We start from the raw sequence: 17993 nt of genomic DNA on the forward strand, positions 1-17993 counted from the left end.
TCCTATGTCGCTAAATTTCCCGCTGTTGCTAGTCATCGCCGTCTTCGTCTGCGGTCTGCTGGGCTTGATCGACCTGCTGTTCCTGGCCCCGCGCCGGCGTGCGGCAATCGCCAACTATCAGGGCAGCGTCAGCCAGCCCGAGATGGCCGTTGTCGAGCGCCTGAACAAGGAGCCGTTGCTGGTCGAGTACGGCAAATCGTTCTTTCCGGTGCTGTTCATCGTGCTGGTGCTGCGTTCATTCCTGGTCGAGCCGTTCCAGATTCCTTCGGGGTCGATGAAACCGACCCTGGAAGTGGGCGACTTCATCCTGGTGAACAAGTTCTCGTACGGCATTCGCCTGCCGGTGATCGACAAGAAGGTCATCGAGGTAGGTGACCCGCAACGCGGTGATGTAATGGTGTTCCGCTATCCGAGCGACCCGAACGTCAACTACATCAAGCGAGTGGTCGGCCTGCCGGGCGACCAGATCCGCTACACCAACGACAAGCGGTTGTTCGTCAACGGCCAGCCGATTGCCGAACAACTGGTGGGTACCGAACCGGGCACCTTGGGCAGCGCCGAGCTGTACAAGGAAAAACTCGGCGCGGCCGAACACCTGATCCGCAAGGAAATGAGCCGTTATCGCATGCCGCCGGACCAGCAGTGGACCGTGCCGGCAGGCCATTACTTCATGATGGGCGACAACCGCGACAACTCCAACGACAGCCGTTACTGGGATGACCCGAACATCCCCAAGGAACTGCACGGCATGGTTCCGGACCGGAACATCGTCGGCAAGGCCTTCGCGGTGTGGATGAGCTGGCCAGAGCCCAAGCTCAGCCACCTGCCCAACCTGTCGCGGGTCGGCCTGATCCATTGATACCCTTCGGCGCTGTCCAGCAGACAGCGCCGAATGCATTTCTGACATAGGCTGTGTTCTCAGGGATCGGGAGATTCGTCGCAAACGGCGGCGGGCCACAGCCAAACAGTCTTTCAGGATGTTGATTTGAACAACGCGTTGAACAACAAACGGGTGGTTGCATGAGTGCTTCCCTTGCCCATCTGGAGCGAAAGCTCGGTTATACCTTCAAGAATCAGGACCAGATGCTTCTGGCGCTGACCCATCGCAGCTATGCCGGGCGCAATAACGAGCGCCTGGAGTTTCTCGGTGACGCCATTCTCAACTTCGTCGCCGGCGAAGCGCTGTTCGAGCGCTTCCCTCAGGCACGCGAAGGTCAGCTGTCGCGGCTGCGCGCGCGCTTGGTCAAGGGCGAGACCCTGGCCCGCCTGGCCCGTGGTTTCGACCTGGGCGAATACCTGCGCCTGGGGTCGGGTGAGCTCAAGAGTGGCGGGTTCCGTCGCGAATCGATCCTGGCCGACGCCCTGGAGGCACTGATCGGTGCCATTTACCTGGACGCTGACATGGACACGGCCCGCGAACGTGTACTGGCCTGGCTGGCCGACGAGTTCGAAGGCCTGACCCTGGTCGACACCAACAAAGACCCGAAAACCCGGCTGCAAGAATTCCTGCAATCACGCAGCTGTGAGCTGCCGCGATACGAAGTCGTGGATATCCAGGGTGAACCGCACTGCCGTACCTTCTTCGTCGAATGCGAAGTCGTGCTGCTGAACAACAAGAGCCGTGGTCAGGGCGTTAGCCGGCGTATTGCCGAGCAAGTCGCTGCCGCGTCCGCACTGATCGCCCTGGGCGTGGAGAATGGCAATGACTGATAGCAACCCGACTCGCTGCGGCTACGTGGCCATTGTCGGCCGCCCCAACGTGGGCAAGTCGACCTTGCTCAACCACATCCTGGGGCAGAAGCTGGCGATCACTTCGCGCAAGCCGCAGACCACCCGCCACAACATGCTCGGTATCAAGACCGAAGGTGATGTGCAGGCGATCTACGTTGACACCCCCGGTATGCACAAGGCCAACGACAAAGCCTTGAACCGCTACATGAACCGCAACGCCTCGGCGGCCCTCAAGGACGTTGACGTGGTGATCTTCGTGGTCGACCGTACCAAGTGGACCGACGAAGACCAACTGGTGCTGGAGCGCGTGCAGTACGTGACCGGCCCGCTGATCATCGCAGTCAACAAGACCGACCGCATGGAAGAGAAGGCCGAGTTGATCCCGCACCTGCAGTGGCTGCAGGAGCAACTGCCAAACGCCGAAGTCATGCCGATTTCTGCGCAGCAGGGGCACAACCTCGAAGCGCTGGAAGCACAGATCGCCAAGCACCTGCCCGAGAACGATCACTTCTTCCCCGAAGACCAGATTACCGACCGTAGCAGCCGCTTCCTGGCCGCCGAGCTGGTGCGCGAGAAGATCATGCGCCAGCTGGGTGCGGAGTTGCCGTACCAGATCACGGTGGAGATCGAGGAGTTCAAGCAGCAGGGCCATGTGCTGCACATTCACGCGTTGATTCTGGTTGAGCGCGACGGCCAGAAGAAAATCATCATTGGCGACAAGGGCGAGCGTATCAAGCGTATCGGTTCTGAGGCGCGCAAGGACATGGAAGTGCTGTTCGACTCCAAGGTCATGCTCAACCTGTGGGTCAAGGTGAAAGGCGGCTGGTCTGACGACGAGCGCGCCCTGCGCTCGCTGGGCTACGGCGACCTCTAAGGCTCAAGGCGGCCCTTGTGGGAGCGGCCTTGCGTCGCGAAAGGGCTGCGAAGCAGCCCCAGCCATTTTGGCGGCAATGCTGAAATCCGGGGGGCCGCGTTGCGGCCCTTTCGCGACACAAGGCCGCTCCCACAATCACGGGCTGGGTGAACGCTAATGGAACAACCTGTCGGCCAGCCAGCCTACGTGCTGCACAGCCGTGCCTACAAGGAAACCAGCGCGCTGGTGGACTTGTTCACGCCGCAGGGCCGCGTGCGCGCCGTACTGCGGCGTGCGCGTGGCAAGGGCGGCAGCCTGGTGCGGCCATTCGTGCCACTTGAGGTGGAGCTGCGCGGGCGTGGCGAGCTGAAGAATGTGGGGCGGATGGACAGCGCCGGCATAGCGGCCTGGCTGCACGGGGATGCCCTGTTCAGCGGCTTGTACCTCAATGAGCTACTCATGCGCCTGCTGCCCGCCGAAGCGCCATTCCCGGCCCTGTTCGAGCACTACGCCCTGACCTTGCAGGCCTTGGCCGCCGGGCGCCCGCTGGAGCCGCTGCTGCGCTCGTTCGAATGGCGGCTGCTGGACGAACTGGGTTATGCGTTCTCCTTGAATCATGACGTCAACGATCAACCCATCGCGGCCGACGGGCTGTACCGCTTGCGTGTGGATGCCGGCCTGGAGCGGGTCGAATGGGTGCAACCCGGCCTGTTCCGCGGCATCGAGCTATTGGCCCTGGCCGACGCCGACTGGGACACCGCAGGCGCTTTGCTCGCGGCCAAGCGCCTGATGCGCCAGGCCCTGGCGGTTCATCTGGGCGCAAAACCGTTGGTCAGCCGGGAACTGTTTCGCAAGCGCTGATCACGACGTATGCTGTGGGGCTAAACCTTCAGGAGAGCCTTTCGTGACTCACAGCAACCGCATGCTTCTCGGCGTAAACATCGACCACGTGGCGACCCTGCGCCAGGCCCGGGGCACGCGTTACCCTGATCCGGTCAAGGCTGCCCTGGATGCCGAGGAAGCGGGCGCCGATGGCATCACCGTGCACCTGCGTGAAGACCGTCGGCATATCCAGGACCGCGATGTGCTGCTGCTCAAGGATGTGCTGCAGACCCGCATGAACTTCGAAATGGGCGTCACCGAAGAAATGATGGCCTTTGCCGAAAAGATCCGCCCGGCGCACATCTGCCTGGTGCCTGAAACCCGTCAGGAACTGACCACCGAAGGTGGCCTGGACGTGGCGGGGCAGGAGGCACGGATCAAGGCGGCAGTGGAGCGTCTTGCCCGCACCGGTGCCGAAGTGTCGTTGTTCATCGATGCTGACGAGCGCCAGATCGAGGCCTCTCGCCGGGTGGGGGCGCCGGCCATCGAGCTGCATACTGGGCGTTATGCCGATGCCGAAACCCCCACCGAAGTGGCCGAGGAGCTCAAGCGTATCGTCGATGGCGTTGCGTTTGGCGTGGGGCAGGGGTTGATCGTCAATGCTGGCCACGGGCTGCATTACCACAACGTCGAGGCGGTGGCGGCGATCAAGGGCATCAATGAACTGAACATCGGCCATGCGCTGGTGGCGCATGCCTTGTTTGTAGGCTTCAAAGCCGCAGTGGCCGAGATGAAGGCACTGATCGTGGCGGCTTCGCGCTGAGAGTTTGGTTGCCTGTTCTGGCCCTTTCGCGGGTAAACCCGCTCCCACAGGGATTGTATAAGCCTCAAGGCCTGTGAAGTCCCTGTGGGAGCGGGTCTACCCGCGAAAAGGCCGGTACAGGCAATCGATTATTCGGCAGGAAACACCAGAGTGAAGCGGGTAGGCCCAAGGGGGCTGCTGTTCACTTCGACCCGCCCGCCATGCAGCTGCATGATCGACTTCACGATTGCCAACCCCAACCCGGTTCCGCCCTCCAGCCGCGAACGCCCCGGGCCCACCCGGTAAAACCGCTCGAACAAGCGCGACTGGTGTTCTGTAGCAATGCCAGGCCCCTGGTTCTCTACCGAAAGCCATACTTCGCTGCCTGAACGTTCAATCCGCAACTCGACTCGCTCACCCTCAGGGCTGTGCCGGATGGCATTGCTCAACAGGTTCGACAATGCCCGCTGAAACATCAGCCGGTCCCCCAGCGCCGTCCCCCAGCCCTGCACACGCAGCTCAATCGCTTTCACCTCGGCACTGAAGGCAAACAGCTCGACCACTCGCGCTGCCTCGTCAGCCAAGGCCAAGGGTTTCAATGCAACCTGCGTTTGCGGCTGGCTGACCTGGGCGAGAAACAGCATGTCATTGATGATGCGGTTGAGCCGGGTCAGCTCCTCGATACTGTCTTCCAGCACTTCCCGGTAGTTGGCGTTGTCCCGCTCACGGGCCAGGGTCACTTGCGCCTTGCCCATCAGGTTGCTCAACGGGGTACGCAACTCATGAGCCAGATCGTCGGAGAACTGCGACAACTGGCTCACGCCCTGATCGAGGCGGTCGAGCATCACGTTGATGCTACTGGCCAGTTGCGCCAGTTCTTGCGGCAGGCCGGTAGCCGGCAGGCGGTGTTGCAGGTCTTGGGCCGACACTTGCCCGGCAATACGCCGGAAGCGCCGCAGCGGTTTCAGGCCGCGCTGCATCAGCCACCAGGCACCCGCGCCGATCAACACCAGAAGCAGTGGCAAGGCGAGCAAGGTCGAGTGCAGGTAGGCTTGCAGCAGGGCGTTGTCGTCGGCGCGGTTCAGCGACATCATCACCTTCACCGGCGTGTTGTCGCGCAGGCGCATCTGCCGGGTCACGGTGAGGAACTGGTTGCCGCTGCTGTCGCGCCATGCGTGAAAGGCCAGGCGGGCATCGGTGTGCAACTCGCTCACCCGCGACTCCAGGGCCGGGCCCAGGCTGAGCAGGTGCGGGTGGCGGCCTTCCAGGGCCAGTACGCTGAGGCTGAGGTTGTCATGCCCCATGACCAGGTCGAGCAGTGGATGGGCGCGACTGCCCAGGTCCTCGCTGCGCAGATCGACGCGCAGGTTGTGCTCGACCTGCAGCATCTTGCGCGCCAGATCCTTGCGTGCGCGGCTGTCCAGTTCGTGATCCAGGGCGAACACGGCCAGGCAGGCCAGCAGCAGCACCAGCGCGGCGCCCATCAGTGTCACGCTCAGGCCCAGGCGCAACGACAGGCTCGCGTTTTTCAAACGCGGGCCTCAAGGACATAGCCTACGCCGCGCAGGGTATGGATAAGCTTGTTGTCGAACGGGTCGTCGATCTTCGCCCGCAGGCGGCGGATCGAAACCTCGACCACGTTGGTGTCGCAGTCGAAATTCATGTCCCATACCAAGGAGATGATCTGAGTGCGCGAAAGCACTTCGCCAGTCTGGCGCATCAGCAGGTGCAGCAGGGCGAACTCCTTGGCGGTCAGGTCGATGCGTTGCCCGGCGCGGTAGGCGCGGTGCCGGCCAGGGTCCAGTTCCAGGTCGGCGACGCGCAGGGTGCTGGGCTGCAGTTGCTGGTCGTTACGCCGCAGCAGGCTGCGGATGCGCGCCAGAAGTTCAGGGAATTCGAACGGCTTGAGCAGGTAGTCGTCAGCGCCCAGGTCCAGGCCTTTGACCCGGTCGGCCAGGCGACCGTGGGCGGTAAGCATCATGATGCGCGTGGCCGATTCGGCTCGCAGCCGCTGCAGCACGGTCCAGCCATCGATTTCAGGCAGGTTGACATCGAGGATGACCAGGTCATAGGGCTGTTGGCGGGCCAGGTGCAGGCCGTCGGTGCCGGTGTGGGCGCAGTCGACCACGTAGCCGTTTTCACGCAGGCCTTGTTGCAGGTAATCGGCGGTACGCAGCTCGTCCTCGATGATCAGTAGGCGCATGGGGTGCTCGGTGTGATGAAAGGGGGCAATTCTCGACCCTGTAGTGACATCAGGGTCAAGAACCAGGATGTTACGGCATGAGAAAAGGCCTGCGGTGCAGATAACGGATTTGTCATTCTGCTGTTATCTGGCTGTAGGCCAGGGCCCTGGTAGGCAACACAAGGCCAGATTGCAGGACTGTAATCCCCGCCTCACCTTGCTGTTAGCTGCCCCTCGCTAGGATGGCCGTGTCTGATCGGTTACCACGAGGCAAACACGATGAACCTGACCAAATACCTGCTGTTGGCCGCCCTTGCCCTGGGCAGTGCCAGTGTCTATGCCGAGGGCGGTGCGGAGCGCTCGAAGCAGTTCTGGCAAGCCTTCCGCGAAGACCAGCAGCGCTTGCACGGCGACAAACAACAGGCCGTCGCCGAACGCGAACGAAAGGCGCAAGAGAAGGCCCGCGAGGTGGCCAAGGATTGAGGTAACAACACCTGCGCCGCGACAGCTCCTCGCCGCAGGTGGATTCAGGCGCCCGACCGGGCGCCTTTTTTATTTGCGCGCCAGCAGGGTGGCGCGGCGGGGGGCAGGCAGGCCTTCGATGGTCTTGCTGTGGTCGTTCGGGTCGAGGAAGTCGCCCAGCGACTGGTAGCGCATCCACTCGGTGCTGCGCTGCTCCTCGACGCTGGTAACGCTCACATCAGCGCAACGCACATCGCTGAAGCCGGCACGGCGCAACCAGCGCGCCAGGGCGGGTACCGACGGCAGATACCAGACGTTGCGCATCTGTGCATAGCGGTCCTCCGGTACCAGCACCTGGTTTTCGTCACCTTCGATTACCAATGTTTCCAAAACCAGCTCGCCTCCTTTGACCAGGCAGTCCTTGAGCGCCAGCAAGTGCTCGATGGGTGAGCGCCGGTGATAGAACACGCCCATGGAAAACACGGTATCGAAGCCTTCCAGGTTTGCAGGCAGTTCTTCAAGGGCGAAGGGCAGGTGCCAGGCTGGCAGCTCCGGCAGGTACTGCTGCACGGCCTGGAACTGGCAGAAGAACAACCAGTTGGGGTCGACACCAATTACCATGTCGGCGCCGGCACCGAGCATGCGCCACTGGTAATAGCCGTTGCCGCAGCCGACGTCGAGCACGCGTTTGCCCTTGAGGTCCAGGTGCGGGCTTACCCGCGACCATTTCCAGTCCGAATGCCATTCGGTGTCTACATGCACGCCAAACAGATCGAACGGCCCTTTTCGCCAGGGCGACAGGCCCATGAGTGCCTGGCGCATCTGCGCGCGGGTAGCGTCGTCGCAATCGCAGTCCAGGCGCAGCCCGTTGACCAGGTCGATTTCGCTGGGTTGCAGGGCAGGCAGGGCATCGAGCGCACCGCGCCAGCGGTCGAGGTCGCCGTGGCCTTTCTCCAGCTTGGCTTCCAGTTGTGCTTGCAGGCCTTGCGACCAGGACGCCAGTGGCGTGCCCGCCAGGCGGCGGACGAGGGGGGACAGATCGATCATGGCAGGGCTATCAACGAGGCGAAGTTAAGGCATTGGAACCACGGCACCACTTTGGAGAAACCGGCGGCGCGCAGGCGCTCCTGGTGTGCTTGGAGCGTATCGGGGCGCATCACGTTTTCGATGGCGCTGCGCTTCTGGGCGATTTCCAGTTCGCTGTAACCGTTGGCGCGCTTGAAGTCCAGGTGCAGTTCATTGAGCAGGTCCTGCTCTTGCTCATCGGCGAAACGCAGCTTCTCCGAAAGGATCAGCGCACCCCCCGGCAGCAGCGCCTGGCGAATACGCCCGAGCAATTCCAGGCGTTGGTCGGGGGCGATGAATTGCAGGGTGAAGTTCATCGCCACTACCGAGGCAGGCTCGAAGGGCAGGGCAAGTATATCGGCTTCCAGCACTTGCACCGGCAATAGCTCCTGGAACATCGAGTCCTGAGCGGTGAGGTACTGGCGGCAGCGTTCGGCCATGGCGGCGGAATTGTCCACCGCGATCACCCGGCAGCCGTCGCTGCGAACATGGCGACGCAGCGACTGGGTGACGGCGCCCAGCGATGCGCCCAGGTCGTACAGAGCGGTGCCTGGCTGGGCGAAACGCGCAGCCAGTACGCCGAGGTTTTCGACGATGGTCGGGTAACCGGGCACCGAACGCTTGATCATGTCCGGGAACACGCGCACCACGTCTTCGTTGAAGACGAAATCGGGCACCTGCTCCAGGGGCTGCGAGAAAAGGCGGTCGGGTTGTTTGCTCACGGTGGGCTCGATACAGGGTGAAACGGGTGCGCATTTTATCCAATGGCCACGCATCTTGCCATGGCAATGCTTCAGGGTCGGAGCGTTCATGCCCGCAGCAGTGAACTTTCCCACAGCGTTAAGTTATCCGGGTGAATGTATTCAGGGTGGTTCGGGTGGACACTCCAACTGCCTTTACTTCATTGGTTTCATGGGTTGAGAAATGAATATAGCAACTGTGCAGGAAGAGCTACCCGTCGATGATCTGGACCTGGTTTCCAGAGTGAAAATATTGCCAGAACGCTATTTTTCATTCATTGAAAGCCGGCTCGATGGTGGTCAGCAAGTTGGTGGCTTGCTGACGGCAGATAATTTGAAATGCATTAAGCGGTACGTCAATACCGTTAACCATTTACCGCGGACGCAGGTGGAAATCGAGAGGGAGGTCGATTACGCCGCCCTCGGTATTAAAGCGTCGATGGTCAATGAGCTTTACGTGGCGCTGCACCGGCATGCCGCTGAATGGGACATACTGGAACGCAGTATAAAACAGCTGGGGCCTGAAATTGAGATGTTTGCCGAAAGCCTGGTGCAGCGTGGCAGTAGCCTTTTGGAAAACCTTGAAAGCAGCGACGTGTTCATGGCGATCAAGAAACGCAAGGCCGAGGAGGGCGACGATGTTTACACCTCGGCGCTCAGCGAACATGAACAAGCACAGATCGCCAGTGTGCTGACGCTCGGCATTTCCGAACTGGTGAAGGAAATTGAATGCACTCGCCGGCGTATCGTTGACGTCGACAGCCGTGCCAACTGGTTCAACAATGAAATCAAGCGTGAACTCAAGCCGCGTATGGGACGCTTGTTGAAGCACTTCGATGAGAAGGTTTCCCATGAGGAAATCCTGGAAAAACGCAAGCAACTCGATCAGTGGGACGAGCAGGTCGACCAGTTGAAGGCTGAGTACGATGCCCATGTTGGCTATGCATTCACCGGTATCTTGTTGGGGCCGATCGGTCTGGTGATAACCGGTGGCGTATTCGGAAACAAGGCAGAAGCTATCAGGGCTACAAAGAATGCGCTGATTGAAAGACGCGATGAGTTGGCCAATGCACTGGGCAAGCTGGCGCCGGCCTTGAAGGACTTCGAGCGTGTTTCGACGCTGGTCAGAGATTTGCAATTCAGGTGCAAGGATCTGTCGGCGGCGACCAAGCGGTTGGCCGATGTTTGGTTGTTCCTCGCTTCGTATGCCGACAACTCTGTCAATGAAGCCAAAGAACTGAGTACCGTCGTCCAGCTTGAATCCTTTGTTCTTGATTTTTCGGAGGTTATCAAACCGTGGACCAAAATAGGCAGTGTGTGCCATACGCTGTCAGAGCTGTTCAATGAACTGATTGACGAGTATGAGGAAGCCTGACATGGAAATTGCCAATACTCAAACCGTCACGCCAGATGTTGTAGAGATGCAAAATCTGCAGGATCAGATATTCCAGCTCATTGGAAGTTGGGAAATGAACGTGCTGCCTGCCGCACGCGAGCAACTGGATGAACTGTGTACACTGTTGCTGGCTGTCGAGCGCGCGTTCAAGGAGAGCTTGATAGGCGGTATCGTATTGCTGGAGGATCGGCGATTTATTCCGGGTGTGGACAGCGCCGCTTCGCAGCGCAGGCTCGCCAGTGTACTGGAGCGTTTGAATCAGCATCACGCGCACTTGGCCAGGAAAAACTTGCGGTTGGAGCTGTTTTCGCTATCGGCGCTTGTCGACGCCTTGCCAGAGTTGGCAGCGCGAACGGCCGGCCTTCAAGTACAGGCAGTCGCATTCGATGAACGATTGATGCAACTGCAACAGCAGCGTGCAGATATTGTCCAGGCTATCGAGCTGTTCGAGAAACCTTCGGTTGCAAGCGCACTGAAAGGCCTCATCCCGAGCGATGATGAAGTCGATCAGATAATGGGATTGATCACCGATCCGAAATTCGACGCCGGCCTGTTCAAGGCTGTGACGCAAAAGCTTGCACGGCATGCTGATGCGCTTGACGGGGCCAAGACATTCGTCGACCTGGGCAAGGCCCGTGGCCGGCTGGATAGCAAGATCGAGGCTGCAGTGGACGACCAGCGGCAGGTGCAGCGAACCCTGCAAGCGGCGCGGGAAGAACTGGAAGCGGTCACGGCGCTGTCGGGCTTGGTGCCGCTGAAGAACGGGTGGCTACATGAGCTTCGCAAGGTAGAGTCTGAGTGGCAGGCGCAGGCCGCCAGACTCAGCGCAACCATGGATCTGGAAGCTGCCACAGTCGCGCTGGACGGTTTGTGTGAGTACCTGAAGGTGGTGCAACTGCTGTATGACCGCAGTTGATTGCCCTCAGCGGACGACAATCTTGCAGTCGAAGGTTTGTACCGGGGCGACTTCTGCAGCCCATGGCTGTTGGTAGACCAGTAGCAACTGGGCATCTCCGGTGCTGGTAGCCTGGAAGCGCCAGGTGGAGACACCGGCGCTTCCGACCACGTCTTGATCATCGGGGGCGTTGTAGACCTCCGGGCCGAGGCTGCGCAGCACAGCTGATGCGGCATTCTTGACGAGCCAGCGATAGCCGGTGGATGGATTGCCGGGCAAGCTCAACGTCAGTGTCTGGCCTACCTGCAGTCGCGTTGGGCATTCACTTTCGGCATCCAGCTCGACAGGCTGTGTGGGGTATTGGGCACAGGCAGAAAGCAGGGTAAAGCTCAGGGGAACGAGCAGACGAGGGGCGGTCATGTTGGCTCCGTAGGCTGACGATGCCTGAGGATAACCGATGCTGGTGGGGTTTTGTGTGCCCGGTGCCGTCCTCTTCGCGGCTAAAGCCGCGAGGAGGACGGAACAGGTCAGAACAGGACTTTGGCCACGTCGGCAAAGCGCTTGGCGAAATGCACTGTCAGGCCTTCTCGCAGGTAGTCCGGCAGCTCCTCGAAGTCGCCGCGGTTAGGCTCGGGCAGGATCAGTTCGAAGATCTTCTGCCGCCGCGCCGCAATCACCTTTTCGCGTACCCCGCCAATCGGCAGCACCTGGCCGGTGAGGGTGAGCTCGCCCGTCATGGCTACGCCTTTTTTCGGTGCCTGATCGCGGGCGAGGGACAACAGGGCACTTGCCATGGTGACGCCGGCACTCGGGCCGTCCTTGGGCGTGGCGCCTTCAGGAACGTGCAGGTGGATGAACGCTTCGTTGAAGAAGCCAGGATCGCCGCCAAACTGTTTGAGGTTGGAGCTGACGTAGCTGTAAGCAATTTCGGCCGATTCCTTCATCACGTCCCCCAGCTTGCCGGTCAGCTTGAAGCCGCGGTTGAGCGTGTGGATGCGGGTCGCCTCGATCGGCAGCGTGGCACCGCCCATGCTGGTCCAGGCCAGGCCGGTGATTACCCCTTTGCCAGCCAGTACCTGCTCACTGCGGAATACGGGAATGCCCAGTGCGGCCTCCAGGTCCTTGGTGCCGATCTTCAGCTTGGCTTCGGGGTCTTCCATCAGCTTGACCACCGCTTTGCGCACCAGTTTGCCCAGTTGCTTCTCCAGCTGGCGCACGCCGGCCTCGCGGGCATAGCCCTCGATAACCAGGCGCAGGGCGCTGTCGCTGATGCTCAGGCTGGTCTTGGAAACGCCAGCTTTTTGCAGTTGCTTGGGCCACAGGTGGCGCTTGGCGATGGCCAGTTTTTCCTCAGTGATGTAGCCGGACAGGCGGATCACTTCCATGCGGTCGAGCAACGGCCCGGGGATCGAGTCGAGGGTGTTGGCGGTGCACACGAACAGCACCTTGGACAGGTCCAGGCGCAGGTCGAGGTAGTGGTCGAGGAAGTCGACGTTCTGCTCCGGATCGAGGGTTTCCAGCAATGCCGAAGCCGGGTCGCCCTGATAGCTTTGGCCCATCTTGTCGATCTCGTCGAGCATGATGACCGGGTTCATCACTTCGACCTCTTTCAGGGCCTGTACCAGCTTGCCGGGTTGTGCGCCGATGTAGGTGCGGCGGTGGCCCTTGATTTCGGCCTCGTCGCGCATGCCGCCAACGCTGAAACGATAGAACGGCCGGCCAAGCGATTCTGCAATGGACTTGCCGATGCTGGTCTTGCCCACCCCGGGCGGGCCCACCAACAGCACGATGGAGCCGCTGATTTCGCCTTTCCAGGCGCCCACGGCGAGGAATTCGATGATGCGTTCCTTGATGTCGTCGAGGCCGGCATGGTGCTGATCAAGGACTTTGCGTGCATGCTTGAGGTCGAGCTTGTCTTTGCCGTACACGCCCCACGGCAGGGCGGTGGCCCATTCGAGGTAGTTGCGGGTGACGGCGTACTCGGGCGAACCGGTTTCGAGAATGGCCAGTTTGCCCATCTCTTCATCAAGGCGCTTGCGCGCCTGGGGCGGCAGGGTCTTGCCTTCCAGGCGCTGTTCGAACTGTTCCAGGTCGGCGCTGCGGTCGTCCTTGGTCAGCCCCAGCTCCTGCTGGATGACCTTGAGTTGCTCCTTGAGGAAAAACTCCCGCTGGTGTTCGCCGATCTGCCGGTTTACCTCGGCCGAGATCTCGTTCTGCAGGCGCGCGACTTCCACCTCTTTGCGCAGCATCGGCAGGACCTTTTCCATGCGCTTTAGCATGGGCACGCAGTCGAGTACTTCCTGCAACTGGTTGCCGGTGGCCGAGGTCAGCGCGGCGGCGAAGTCGGTGAGCGGTGACGGGTCGTTGGGGCTGAAGCGGTTGAGGTAGTTCTTCAGCTCTTCGCTGTACAGCGGGTTGAGCGGCAGCAGCTCCTTGATCGCGTTGATCAGGGCCATGCCGTAAGCCTTGACCTCGTCGGTCGGCTCGGCGGACTGGCGCGGGTATTCGACTTCGACCAGGTAGGGTGGGCGGTGATGCTTGAGCCAGTTGCGGATGCGTACCCGGGTCAGGCCCTGGGCGACGAACTGCAGTTTGCCGTTTTCACGGCTGGCATGGTGCACCTTGACCAGCGTGCCGTATTGCGGCAAGGCCGAGGTGTCGAAATGGCGATGGTCTTCCGGCGGGGTGTCCATGAAGAACAGCGCCAGGCAGTGGTCCGGTGACTTGGCCACCAGGTCGAGGGTTTCGGCCCAAGGTTCTTCATTGACGATGACCGGCAGTACCTGGGCCGGGAAGAACGGGCGGTTGTGGATCGGGATCACGTAGACTTTGTCCGGCAGTTGCTGGCCGGGCAGGGCGAGGGCGTGGCCGGGTTCGGCCGGGGAGGTGTGCTCGACTTCGCTGTGTTCGTCAGGGTGTTCCGGGAAATCCTGCTGGTCGCTCATGGGGCACCTGCGTGAATGGCTATGGTGCTTAGATGGGGCGCAGGGGAATCGGTTTCAATGGTAGATGAAGGGATCAGGGGAGGGTTTCATCTGTGATGGCCTGCACCGGCCTCATCGCCGGCAAGCCAGCTCCCACAGGTATTCCACCGACCTTGAAAATGGTGGGTTACCTGTGGGAGCTGGCTTGCCGGCGATGAGGCCGGTACAGGGGAATGAGCCCTGCAAGCAGGGCTCGGTAACTTAGTCAGCCAATTTGTAAGCGATGATGTAATCGCCCATTTTGGTGCCCAGCGAGCCATGGCCGCCGGCGGTTACCAGCACATACTGCTTGCCATCCTTGCCGGTGTAGGTCATCGGCGTGGCCTGGCCACCCGCTGGCAGGCGGGCACTCCACAGTTCCTTGCCGTTGTTTACATCATAAGCGCGCAGGTATTGGTCCAGGGTGCCGCTGAGGAAGCCGACGCCACCGGCGGTGACGATCGAACCGCCCATGCTCGGCACGCCAACCGGCAGGCCGATCGGTACCGGGGTGCTGTCACGAGTGGTGCCGTTCTTGTGTTTCCACACCACCTTGTTGGTGAACAGGTCGATGGCGGCGACATAGCCCCAGGCCGGTGCCTGGCACGGTACGCCCAGCGGCGACATGAACGGGTGCATGGTGACCGCGTACGGCGCGCCGGTATTCGGCTGCACGCCGCTGGTCTCGCTTTCGCGCTTGCTGCCTTCGGCCACCTGCTCGCGCGGGACCATCTTCGACACGAAGGCCATGTAGTTGGGCGAGGTGAACAGCAGTTGGCGGACCGGGTCGACGGACACGCTGCCCCAGTTGAATACACCCACGTTGCCCGGGTAGATCAGCGAACCCTGCTCGGAAGGCGGGGTGTACTGGCCTTCGTAGCGCAGTTCGCGGAACTGGATGCGGCACAGCATCTGGTCGAATGGCGTAGCGCCCCACATGGCCTGTTCGGTCAGCTCAGGGCCCAGCAGGTTGAGGTCGGAGCGGGCCTGGGTCGGCGAGGTGTGGTCGCCCTTCACTGCGCCTTGCGGGGTGGGGATTTCGCGAATCGGCACGATCGGCGTACCGTCGCGGCGGTCGAGCACGTACAGGCTGCCTTGCTTGGTCGGCACGATGATCGCGGGTTTCACCCCATCGTCAGTCTTCAGGTGGACCAAGGTCGGCTGGCTGCCCACGTCCATGTCCCACAAATCGTGGTGGGTAAACTGGTAGTTCCAGCGGGCCTTGCCGGTGGCCAGGTCAAGGGCGACCACGCCGGCGCTGTACTTCTCGGCGCCCGGGGTGCGGTCGGCGCCCCACTGGTCCGGGGTCTGGTTGCCCAACGGCAGGTAGATCATGCCCAGGTCTTCGTCGACGCTGGCGATCGACCACATATTGGCCGAGTTGCGGCTGTACATCTTGCCGGCGGCCAACGGCTTGGTGTCATCCGGGTTGTTGCTGTCCCAGTTCCACACCAGGTGGCCGTCGTGCACGTCGTAGGCGCGGATCACGCCCGACGGTTCGTTGGTCGACTCGTTGTCGGTGACGTGGCCACCAATGATCACCAGGTCACGGGTGATCGCGGCAGGCGAGGTGGAGTAATAGCCGCCGGCGGTGAAGGGACCGATGCCGGTGGTGAGGTCGATCACGCCCTGGTTGGCGAAGCCTTCGCAGACTTTGCCGTTGTCGGCGTTGATGGCAATCAGGCGGGCATCTGCGGTAGGCAGGTACAGGCGGCGTGGGCAGGCCTGGGCTACGGCCTGGCCGGCGTCGGTAATTTTCGGCGCCGGGCTGCCGTCGCGGCTGACATAGCGGTTTTCGTCATAGTACGAAACGCCGCGGCAGGTCATGTGGGCAAAGCCTTTGAAGGTGCCGGTCGGGCTCTTGACCTGCGGGTCGTAACGCCAGATTTCCGCGCCGGTGTCCGGGTCCAGGGCCAGCAAGCGGCTGTGTGCGGTGCAGGCGTAGAGCATGCCGTTGACCTTCAGCGGGGTGTTCTGGTTGGTCAGCTCCACAGGGTCGTTGTCGGTCGGCAGGTCACCGGTGCGAATGCGCCAGGCTTCTTCCAGGCGGTAGGCATTCTGCGGGGTGATCTGGCGCAGCGGTGAATAACGGTCGCCATGCTCGGTGCGGCCATAAGCCTGCCATTCGCCATCAGGCATGGATGGGGCGGCGCTGGCCATTTCGCTGCTTTCGCGGCCCAGTTCGCCGAACACTTCGCCGGGGTGGGTGAACTGGCTGCCCAGCGCACATGCGCCCGAAGCAACCACCGCAACGCCGAGCAGTGCAGTGTTGGCTTTGCTGGCCGGGCCGATCAACGGACGACGTGCCCACGGCAGCAGCAGCACCACGCCGATGGCAAACCAGATGGCCAGGCGTGGCACCAGTTGCCACCAGTCCAGGCCCACTTCAAGCAGCGCCCATACAGTGCTGCCCAGCAGCACCAGGCCGTACAGGCCCAAGGCAATGCGGCGTTGGGCCAGCAGCAGGATGCCCGAGAGGGCAAAGCCGATACCGGCAATCAGGTAGTACAGCGATCCGCCCAGCTGGCTTAGCTTGATACCACCGGCCAACAGGGCCAGGCCCATCAGCAACAGCAGCGCGCCGATCAGGCGAGGGAGCCAGCGGCTTCCTTGGTTGGCACCTTCAGTGCTCATCGTAGGTTCTCCGTCAGGTCAAAAAAGGGTGGTTAGAAACTGCTCTGGATCTTCAGGCCACCGATCAGGGCGCCATCGACCTGCGACACCCCGCCCGGGTGGCGGATGTACTGCAGGTTGGGGCGTACGGTGAGCCAGTCGGCCAAGTGGATGCCGTAGTACAGCTCGGCGCTGTACTCGGTGTCCTGCACCGGCAGGAAACCTGGATTGTCATAGTCGTAGAGCCCTGCGGCCTGGTTGGCCAGGCGGGCGTTCTTGCGGTAGGCGGGGTTGACGTGCACGCGGGCCAGGGCGAAACCGATGTCGTCCTTGGCGCGGGCGTCGAAAGGCCCTTTGTATACCAGTCCTGCCTGCACATAGTTGTCGATGGCATTGGTCTTCTTGTCGTGCACCGTGGCGTTGGCGAACAGGCTCAGGCCTCGCGACTGGTCGGATGCCAGCGAGGTTACTTGCTGCTGGGCGCCGAGCCACATGCCGTGCTTGCTCGAACTGCTGCGGTAGGCGGCGCCGCTGAGGGCGGCCGGCTGGCCGTTGCTGTCCTTGAGAACATCCTGTGCCTTGGCATTACTGTAGTAGTAGCCAGCGCGATATTCCCCTTTCAAACCTTGGATACGTGGGGTCCATACCAGTTCGACTGGCATTACCGCGCCTTGGGTGCCGCTGCCGCTGAGCTTGAAGCCGTTGCCAGATTCGAGGTTGGAGGGGTTCTGCTCGAACACGCCCACCTGGGTGTAAAGCGTGTCGCTGAGGTTGTAACGCACGCGCAGGGCCCATTGGCTGACCGGCCAGTTGTACCAGATGCCACCCACCCAGTTGCCCACCTGCGAGCCGCAGAAGGCCAGGTTCTGGAAGTCGCAAGGGAAGCTGTTGAAATCTTCGCCTTCGCCGAAGCGACCGAATTTCACATCCAGCGCACCCTCGAAGTACTTCTGCTTGATCCACATCTGCGTCAGCCGCCAGGTTTCGCCACGGCCCCAGACTTCCTGGGCCGAGGTGAAGCCGCCGACGCGAGGATCGTTGATGCGGTCGTTGCTGATGTTGTCGCCGTGGCGCTCGGTAAGGGTCAGCTGGAACTCGGTGTCATGCCAGCCGAAAATCTTGTCCAGGTCCAGGTGGCTGCCAAAGGTGAACTGGTCGCTGTAGCGAGCGGTACGGTCGTGGTCGAAGCCACCGTGCAGGTTGCTGCCCATCTCGCCGGTGTAGCCGAGGGTGAAGTCGTAGCCTTTTTCCAGCAATTCGCTGCGAGTGCCGCCCCAGTCACCGAGCATCCATGGGGAGTCGCTGGCGAACATTTCGCTGGCGGCGGCGGGTGTCGCCAAGGCGCTGAGGGCAAGGCCGATGTAACAGGTTTTGGGCAGTTGGAGCATGAGATAGCGCTATCTTTTTGATTATTGAAAAAACGGCAAGCGCATCGAAGGGCGTGCCCTTCAATGGATATGGCGACAGGA

16 protein-coding genes are annotated in these 17993 nt (G+C 61.5%); 8 read left to right on the top strand and 8 right to left on the bottom strand.

Features of this window, described 5'->3' with window-relative positions:
• Window positions 1-4: 4 nt before the first annotated feature.
• The 5 genes from lepB to pdxJ all read left to right on the top strand — a co-directional run bounded on the left by lepB (window position 5) and on the right by pdxJ (window position 4229).
• On the top strand, window positions 5-859 hold the full coding sequence (lepB, locus tag J3A71_RS06160; RefSeq protein ID WP_016488826.1) for a signal peptidase I: 855 nt from the start codon (window positions 5-7) through the stop codon (window positions 857-859).
• Between the two features lie 161 nt (window positions 860-1020).
• Window positions 1021-1710, top strand: coding sequence for a ribonuclease III (rnc, locus tag J3A71_RS06165; protein ID WP_016488825.1), 690 nt, complete (start codon window positions 1021-1023; stop codon window positions 1708-1710).
• Window positions 1703-2605, top strand: a complete 903-nt coding sequence (era, locus tag J3A71_RS06170; RefSeq protein ID WP_003252061.1) for a GTPase Era — start codon at window positions 1703-1705, stop codon at window positions 2603-2605. Before rnc ends, era begins: the two co-directional genes overlap by 8 nt.
• 156 nt (window positions 2606-2761) lie before the next feature.
• Window positions 2762-3445, top strand: coding sequence for a DNA repair protein RecO (recO, locus tag J3A71_RS06175; protein ID WP_016488824.1), 684 nt, complete (start codon window positions 2762-2764; stop codon window positions 3443-3445).
• Between the two features lie 43 nt (window positions 3446-3488).
• The gene (gene pdxJ, locus J3A71_RS06180; RefSeq protein ID WP_095115986.1) at window positions 3489-4229 is read left to right on the top strand and encodes a pyridoxine 5'-phosphate synthase; all 741 of its coding nucleotides are present in this window, start codon (window positions 3489-3491) and stop codon (window positions 4227-4229) included.
• A 128-nt stretch (window positions 4230-4357) separates the two neighbouring features.
• Here the strand turns inward: pdxJ and J3A71_RS06185 are convergent, their stop codons facing one another.
• Window positions 4358-5740 carry a heavy metal sensor histidine kinase gene (locus tag J3A71_RS06185; protein ID WP_060519996.1) on the bottom strand — a complete coding sequence of 461 codons (1383 nt, stop codon included), beginning with the start codon at window positions 5738-5740 and terminating at the stop codon, window positions 4358-4360.
• Entirely contained in the window at window positions 5737-6411 is a 675-nt protein-coding gene (locus J3A71_RS06190) for a heavy metal response regulator transcription factor (protein ID WP_016488821.1), read from the bottom strand. Before J3A71_RS06190 ends, J3A71_RS06185 begins: the two co-directional genes overlap by 4 nt.
• A gap of 258 nt (window positions 6412-6669) precedes the next feature.
• Here J3A71_RS06190 and J3A71_RS06195 point away from each other — a divergent pair, with 258 nt between their 5' ends.
• Complete coding sequence (locus tag J3A71_RS06195; protein WP_016488820.1) at window positions 6670-6873, top strand: hypothetical protein; 204 nt, start codon at window positions 6670-6672, stop codon at window positions 6871-6873.
• A 69-nt stretch (window positions 6874-6942) separates the two neighbouring features.
• Here the strand turns inward: J3A71_RS06195 and cmoB are convergent, their stop codons facing one another.
• Both cmoB and cmoA read right to left on the bottom strand, forming a co-directional pair.
• Window positions 6943-7899: a tRNA 5-methoxyuridine(34)/uridine 5-oxyacetic acid(34) synthase CmoB gene (cmoB, locus tag J3A71_RS06200; protein WP_096426700.1), complete on the bottom strand. Its 957-nt coding sequence runs from the start codon at window positions 7897-7899 to the stop codon at window positions 6943-6945.
• Window positions 7896-8639 (bottom strand): carboxy-S-adenosyl-L-methionine synthase CmoA, encoded by a 744-nt coding sequence (gene cmoA, locus J3A71_RS06205; RefSeq protein WP_016488818.1) that lies wholly within the window; start codon window positions 8637-8639, stop codon window positions 7896-7898. Before cmoA ends, cmoB begins: the two co-directional genes overlap by 4 nt.
• 202 nt (window positions 8640-8841) lie before the next feature.
• On the opposite strand from cmoA, the gene J3A71_RS06210 reads away from it, so the two are divergent.
• The gene (locus J3A71_RS06210; RefSeq protein WP_024717449.1) at window positions 8842-10032 is read left to right on the top strand and encodes an alpha-xenorhabdolysin family binary toxin subunit A; all 1191 of its coding nucleotides are present in this window, start codon (window positions 8842-8844) and stop codon (window positions 10030-10032) included.
• A 1-nt stretch (window position 10033) separates the two neighbouring features.
• On the top strand, window positions 10034-10969 hold the full coding sequence (locus J3A71_RS06215) for an alpha-xenorhabdolysin family binary toxin subunit B (protein WP_016488816.1): 936 nt from the start codon (window positions 10034-10036) through the stop codon (window positions 10967-10969).
• Window positions 10970-10975: 6 nt separating this feature from the next.
• On the opposite strand, the gene J3A71_RS06220 is transcribed toward J3A71_RS06215, so the two are convergent.
• The 4 genes from J3A71_RS06220 to J3A71_RS06235 form a co-directional block, all read right to left on the bottom strand.
• Entirely contained in the window at window positions 10976-11368 is a 393-nt protein-coding gene (locus J3A71_RS06220) for a protease inhibitor I42 family protein (protein ID WP_016488815.1), read from the bottom strand.
• 107 nt (window positions 11369-11475) lie between these two features.
• Window positions 11476-13893, bottom strand: coding sequence for an endopeptidase La (gene lon / locus J3A71_RS06225; RefSeq protein ID WP_016488814.1), 2418 nt, complete (start codon window positions 13891-13893; stop codon window positions 11476-11478).
• A 240-nt stretch (window positions 13894-14133) separates the two neighbouring features.
• A complete protein-coding gene (locus tag J3A71_RS06230) occupies window positions 14134-16545 on the bottom strand; it encodes a glucose/quinate/shikimate family membrane-bound PQQ-dependent dehydrogenase (RefSeq protein WP_023047124.1) in 2412 nt (803 codons plus the stop codon).
• 32 nt (window positions 16546-16577) lie between these two features.
• On the bottom strand, window positions 16578-17912 hold the full coding sequence (locus tag J3A71_RS06235) for a carbohydrate porin (protein WP_023047125.1): 1335 nt from the start codon (window positions 17910-17912) through the stop codon (window positions 16578-16580).
• Window positions 17913-17993 lie beyond the last annotated feature (81 nt).

The organism is Pseudomonas sp. PvP089, from assembly GCF_017875165.1.
In the GTDB taxonomy this organism is placed as follows: domain Bacteria; phylum Pseudomonadota; class Gammaproteobacteria; order Pseudomonadales; family Pseudomonadaceae; genus Aquipseudomonas; species Aquipseudomonas fortuita.

Coding starts and splice junctions, on each gene's coding strand:
- lepB (WP_016488826.1), top strand. CDS start 5: ATGTCGCTAAATTTCCCGCTGTTGCTAGTCATCGCCGTCTTCGTCTGC.
- rnc (WP_016488825.1), top strand. CDS start 1,021: ATGAGTGCTTCCCTTGCCCATCTGGAGCGAAAGCTCGGTTATACCTTC.
- era (WP_003252061.1), top strand. CDS start 1,703: ATGACTGATAGCAACCCGACTCGCTGCGGCTACGTGGCCATTGTCGGC.
- recO (WP_016488824.1), top strand. CDS start 2,762: ATGGAACAACCTGTCGGCCAGCCAGCCTACGTGCTGCACAGCCGTGCC.
- J3A71_RS06190 (WP_016488821.1), bottom strand. CDS start 6,411: ATGCGCCTACTGATCATCGAGGACGAGCTGCGTACCGCCGATTACCTG.
- J3A71_RS06195 (WP_016488820.1), top strand. CDS start 6,670: ATGAACCTGACCAAATACCTGCTGTTGGCCGCCCTTGCCCTGGGCAGT.
- cmoB (WP_096426700.1), bottom strand. CDS start 7,899: ATGATCGATCTGTCCCCCCTCGTCCGCCGCCTGGCGGGCACGCCACTG.
- J3A71_RS06210 (WP_024717449.1), top strand. CDS start 8,842: ATGAATATAGCAACTGTGCAGGAAGAGCTACCCGTCGATGATCTGGAC.
- J3A71_RS06215 (WP_016488816.1), top strand. CDS start 10,034: ATGGAAATTGCCAATACTCAAACCGTCACGCCAGATGTTGTAGAGATG.
- J3A71_RS06220 (WP_016488815.1), bottom strand. CDS start 11,368: ATGACCGCCCCTCGTCTGCTCGTTCCCCTGAGCTTTACCCTGCTTTCT.
- lon (WP_016488814.1), bottom strand. CDS start 13,893: ATGAGCGACCAGCAGGATTTCCCGGAACACCCTGACGAACACAGCGAA.
- J3A71_RS06230 (WP_023047124.1), bottom strand. CDS start 16,545: ATGAGCACTGAAGGTGCCAACCAAGGAAGCCGCTGGCTCCCTCGCCTG.
- J3A71_RS06235 (WP_023047125.1), bottom strand. CDS start 17,912: ATGCTCCAACTGCCCAAAACCTGTTACATCGGCCTTGCCCTCAGCGCC.